3 protein-coding genes are annotated in these 4,948 nt (G+C 69.2%); all 3 read left to right on the plus strand.

What is annotated here, in order from left to right:
- Window positions 1-375: 375 nt before the first annotated feature.
- The 3 genes from I6U14_RS17470 to I6U14_RS17480 are packed head-to-tail and all read left to right on the plus strand — an operon-like array spanning window position 376 to window position 4,909.
- Entirely contained in the window at window positions 376-2,520 is a 2,145-nt protein-coding gene (locus I6U14_RS17470; RefSeq protein WP_296901066.1) for a hypothetical protein, read from the plus strand.
- An 8-nt stretch (window positions 2,521-2,528) separates the two neighbouring features.
- Complete coding sequence (locus tag I6U14_RS17475) at window positions 2,529-4,196, plus strand: gamma-glutamyltransferase family protein (RefSeq protein ID WP_296901068.1); 1,668 nt, start codon at window positions 2,529-2,531, stop codon at window positions 4,194-4,196.
- A gap of 23 nt (window positions 4,197-4,219) precedes the next feature.
- On the plus strand, window positions 4,220-4,909 hold the full coding sequence (locus tag I6U14_RS17480; protein WP_296901070.1) for an N-formylglutamate amidohydrolase: 690 nt from the start codon (window positions 4,220-4,222) through the stop codon (window positions 4,907-4,909).
- Window positions 4,910-4,948 lie beyond the last annotated feature (39 nt).

Genomic DNA, 4,948 nt, shown 5'->3' on the forward strand with positions numbered 1-4,948 from the left:
CCCATGGGCGAAGAGAGTTGCGCGTGGGGGCCGGGGCCGGGCCAACCCCTGCGGGCCGGTGCCCACCAGCCCGACCAGCAGGCAGCCGCGGCCGCGGCCGAGCCGGCGCCCGCGGCCAAGCTCGCTGAGGAGCCGGCGGCGGGGAGCAGCGCCAACTGATCCACCGCTCCATCTCGTGACACCGCGCCCGCGGTGTCACGCCTAACCGGTGCTCTGTGCCATCAGGTCGCGCTTGGCGAACTGCCTGGCCCGCGCAGCACGCCGTCCCCTGCCAAACCCGGATTTGCCGGCGCCTGTACCTCGCCGGGCGAGGGTGTATGCTCGCGCGCAAGCGTTCCGTTCGCGGGCGCGCCACCCACCCAACCGCGAGGCCCCATGAAGGTCGCCGTCATCTACAACCGAGAGTCGCAGAAAGTCATCAATCTCTTCGGTCAGCCGAACCGCGAGAAATACGGCATCAAGGCCATCAACCGCATCGTCAATGCGCTGAAGAAGGCCGGTCACCAGGCCATCGCGCTGGAGGGTGACAAGGACCTCATCGACAATCTGGAGGAATTCATGCCGCGGGCGCTGAAGGGCGAGCGCCCGGGCATGGCCTTCAACCTGTCTTATGGCATTCAGGGGCAGGCCCGCTATACGCATGTACCGGGCATCCTGGAAATGGTCGGCGTGCCCTATGTGGGCTCCGGGCCGCTCGCGCACTCGCTGGCGCTGGATAAGGTGGTCGCCAAGATGCTCTTCGCGCAGCGCGGCGTGCCGACGCCGGAGTTCGCGGTGCTGGACGCCCCCGGGTTCGAGCTGCCCGAGCTGGCCTTTCCGCTCATCGTCAAGCCGAAGAATGAGGCCGTCTCCTTCGGCATCCGCATCGTCAACAACGAGGCGGAGCTGCGCGACGCGGCCGGTGTCATCTTCGAGCAGTTCGACCAGCCGGTGCTCGCCGAGCGCTACATCGCGGGCCGCGAGGTCAACGTCGGCCTGCTCGGAAACGGCGCAAACCTGGAGGCCTTTCCGCCCGCGGAGCTGATCTTTGGCGAGGGAGGGCCGCAGATCTACACCATGGAGGACAAGAAGCATACCTCCGGGCGCGAGGTGCGCGTTCAATGTCCGGCGGATATCGAGCCGGTGCTGGCGGAGAAGGCCAAGACCACGGCCTTGCAAGCCTTCCACGTGCTCGGCTGCTACGACTGCGCCCGCGTAGATATGCGGGGGGTGGGTGGGGGCAACCGGTTGGGCGTGGGAAGAAACGGGGTGCCGGGTGTGGGGGGGCACGGGTCCTGTGGCGCGGGGGCCGAGGCCGTGGGGCTCGATTTCGACGCCCTGGGGGTGCGTTGGGTGGAGGGGGCCGGGGCGCGCTACTTTGGCACGCCCAACCCGCCGGACCGGGGCCGGCGGCGCTCGCACCCCAAGCACGCCGCCTTCGCCTTTCTCACCGAGCGCCGCGACCGGCTGGAAAAGCTGCTGGAGGAGTGGACGGGGGTCGGCAGCCGCTCGGATGACCCTGTCGGCATCCGGCTCGCCGCTCAGCGCCTGTCGGAGCAGATGACAGACATTGGGCTGCGTCTGGTGCGCGAATTTACGGACGACCGCGACATCTGGACCTGGGAGAGCCCTGCGGGGCTCGCCGGCGGGACGCTCGTGGTGGGCCACCTGGACGTCCCAGTAAACCCGCAGCTCGGCATGGAGCACTTCCATCGCGACCCGGAATGGCTCTACGGCGAGGGCGTCGGCTCCTCACGGGCGTCGCTGGCGATGCTGGAGATGGCGCTGCGGGCAGTCCGTCACGTACGCCGGCTGAATCGCACCAAGCTCGGCGTCGCGATCTATGCCGACGAGGGGCGGGACTGCGAAGAGAGCTCGGACTTCCTGCGCCGCGCCTGCGCCGAGGCAGGCCGGGTACTGGTGCTGAACCCAGGCAACGCCGGGGATCGCATCATCACCTCCCGCCGCGGGCAGCGCCGCTACCGGCTGCGCGTGGAGGGCAAGGCGATCAGGCTCGGCCAGGCCGGGCGCAGTGCCGAGGTGATGCGGGTGCTGTATCGCAAGCTCGACGAGCTCACCGGCCTCACCGACCGCAAGGCACGGATCGCCGTGTCCGTGTCGGATATCGCCACGGACGCCTTCCCCATGCGCTTGCCGCACCGGGCGCGCATTGGACTGCAGGTGTCGTATCCGGATCAGGTCCAAGTGGAGGCGCTGGACCGGGCCATGCGCGGCATCCTACGCGGCGGCGGTGTGCACTGGGACTTGGTGATGGTCTCGGATCGGCCACCCATGCCGGAGCGCAAGGTCAACGCGCCGCTGGTGCAACGGCTGAAGGACATCGCGGCCGAGTGGGACATTCCGGTCGCAACAGACTCGTCACTCTGGCCGTCCGCCGCTGGACTGGTGCCGGACCGCGTGCCCGTGGTCTGCGGTTTGGGGCCGGTGGCAAGCGACCTCTACACCAGTGACGAGGCGGTCTCTCGCATGAGCCTGGTGCAGCGCACCTTGCTGCTCATGCAGTGCCTGCTGGACGGCTGAGCGCAGACATGGCCAGTCGCACAACGGCGATCGAGCCGGAAGGTCCACCGCCGCCGGACCCGGGCGATCGCCGGGTGGTGCACCCGCAGCGCGTCGGCGTCTCGCGCCGCGGGATGGTGTCCACGCAGCACTACCATGCAAGCGAGGCCGGCGCCGACATGCTTGCCGCCGGCGGCAACGCCGTGGACGCAGCCGTTGCGGCGGCCTTTGCGCTCTGTGTGGTGGAGCCCGCGGCGTGCGGCCTAGGTGGTCAGACCATGTTGCTGCTGCACCTGGCAGAGGAGGGCCGCAAGTTTTGCCTGGATGGGGCTACCCGGGCGCCCAATCGCACCCCGCCCGGCGAGCTCGAGCGGGCAGCGCGCCTGCGCGGGCACCGGGCCACGACGGTGCCGAGCACGCCGGCGGTGCTCGCCTATGCCCTGAAGCATTACGGCACCCAGACCCTCGCGGACGTGCTCGCTCCGGCGATTCGCCTGGCAGAGGAGGGCTACCGCATCTCGCCGCTTCAGCACCACCTGACCCGCCGAGAGCTCAAGCATCTCAAGAACCATTCCGCCGGGGCCTTTTTCCTAAAAGACGGCAAGACGCCGCATGCCATCGGCGCCCGTTTCCGGCAGCCGACGCTGGCGGCGACGCTGCGGCGCCTGGCTGCTCACGGCATTGAAGATTTCTACCAAGGGCGGACTCCGGCGGCCCACCATGCCGACATGGGGGCCCACGGCGGCCTGGTGCGCGACGATGACCTCGCACAGATCCCCTGGCCGACGGAGCGCCGGCCGCTCGCCACGCACTTCGGCCACAAGCGCGTGTTCACCTTCCCACCGCCCGGTGCCGGGCGCACGCTCATCGAGGCACTGAACCTGCTGGAGCAGTTCCCGGCGGCGGCGCGGGATCCTGACAGCCCCCGCGGCGCGCTCCTGCTGGCGCACGTGATCCGCCGCGCCAACCTGGACCGCGCCGACCGCCCGGAGGACCCGGCGCTCTTCGCCCAGGAGCTGGAGCTGGGCGAGGACATTACGCATCTGGGCTATGCCAAGCGCGTGGCCCGGCGCATCAAGGCCCGGCTGCTGAAGGGGGAGGGCGGCAGCATCGCCCGGCGACCACGCTTGCATAGCGGCGAAACCACGCATCTGTCGGTCATGGACGGTGTCGGCAACGTGGTGGCCCTGACTCAGTCCATCGAGCGGGTCTACGGCTCCTTCACCGCGAGTCCGGAGCTGGGCTTCATTTATAACAACTACATGAGCGCCTTCGAGTATCAGGACATCGCCCACCCCTATTACCTGAGGCCCAACGCCGTGCCCTGGGCCTCGGTGGCGCCCACGATCGTCTTTCGCGGCCACCGGCCTTGGCTCGCCATCGGCTCGCCTGGCTCCGAGCGCATCGTCTCTGCCATTCTGCAGGTGCTGCTGCGCTTGGAGCGCGGCGCCGCGCCGCTGGATGCCGTGGAGGCGCCGCGGCTGCACTGCAGTCTCACGGGCAAGGTGGCGCTGGAGGCCTCGCGGATGCGCGACGACATTCCGCGGGAGCTGGCCCGTCACGGCTTCGAGATCGACCCGCGGGACCCCTACAGCTTCTACCTCGGCTGCGTGCAGCTGGTCCTGCGCGAAGACGGCGAGTGCATCGGCGTTGCCGACCCGCGCCGCGACGGTTCCGCCGCGGGCCCGGCGGATTGAGCGGTGCACTGGATGAACCCAAGATGAGCAGGCTGCCGCTGTTGATCTCCGTACCCCATGCCGGGCTCGCGGTGCCCGAGCCTGTGGCCCGGCAGAGCCTGCTGACGACAGCGCAGATCGCCCGCGACGGCGATGAGGGCGCCGCAGCCATTTATGCCGTGCTGCGGGACCAGGTGGCCCATTTCGTCACCACGGATATCGCCCGGGCCTTTGTGGACTTAAACCGCGCCGAAGATGATCTGCGCAAGGACGGCGTCGTGAAGACCCACACCTGCTGGGACGAGCCGATCTATCGCACACCCTTGAAGCCCGCCACCGTCGAGACCCTGCTGGCGCGCTGGCACCGGCCTTATCACCGCAAGCTCAGCGCGCTCGCGGGCAGCGGTGTCGTCCTCGGGGTGGACTGCCACACCATGGCCGCACAAGGTCCGCCGGTCGGCCCGGACACCGGCAAGCCACGGCCCGAGGTCTGCATCGGCGACGGTGATGGCGCCTGCCCGAGACACTGGGCAGAGGCTTTGGTGGAGTGCTTCCAGCGTTACTTCAGCGGCGAGGTGACCCTGAACCGCCCCTTCAGCGGCGGCTACATCGTCCGTGCCCATGCCGCCGAGCTGCCCTGGGTCATGATCGAGCTGAGCCGGGCTCCCTTCGCCAGCGATGCCGAAAAGGGCAGGCGGGTGCTGGCAGCACTGATGGCGTGGCTCGATCTATAGCGGAGAGTCGCGCGTTTCGAGGGGCGAGGTTCGAGGAAG

The organism is Thiohalocapsa sp., assembly GCF_019695415.1.
Lineage (GTDB): Bacteria > Pseudomonadota > Gammaproteobacteria > Chromatiales > Chromatiaceae > Thiohalocapsa.

Coding starts and splice junctions, on each gene's coding strand:
- I6U14_RS17480 (WP_296901070.1), top strand. CDS start 4,220: ATGAGCAGGCTGCCGCTGTTGATCTCCGTACCCCATGCCGGGCTCGCG.
- I6U14_RS17475 (WP_296901068.1), top strand. CDS start 2,529: ATGGCCAGTCGCACAACGGCGATCGAGCCGGAAGGTCCACCGCCGCCG.
- I6U14_RS17470 (WP_296901066.1), top strand. CDS start 376: ATGAAGGTCGCCGTCATCTACAACCGAGAGTCGCAGAAAGTCATCAAT.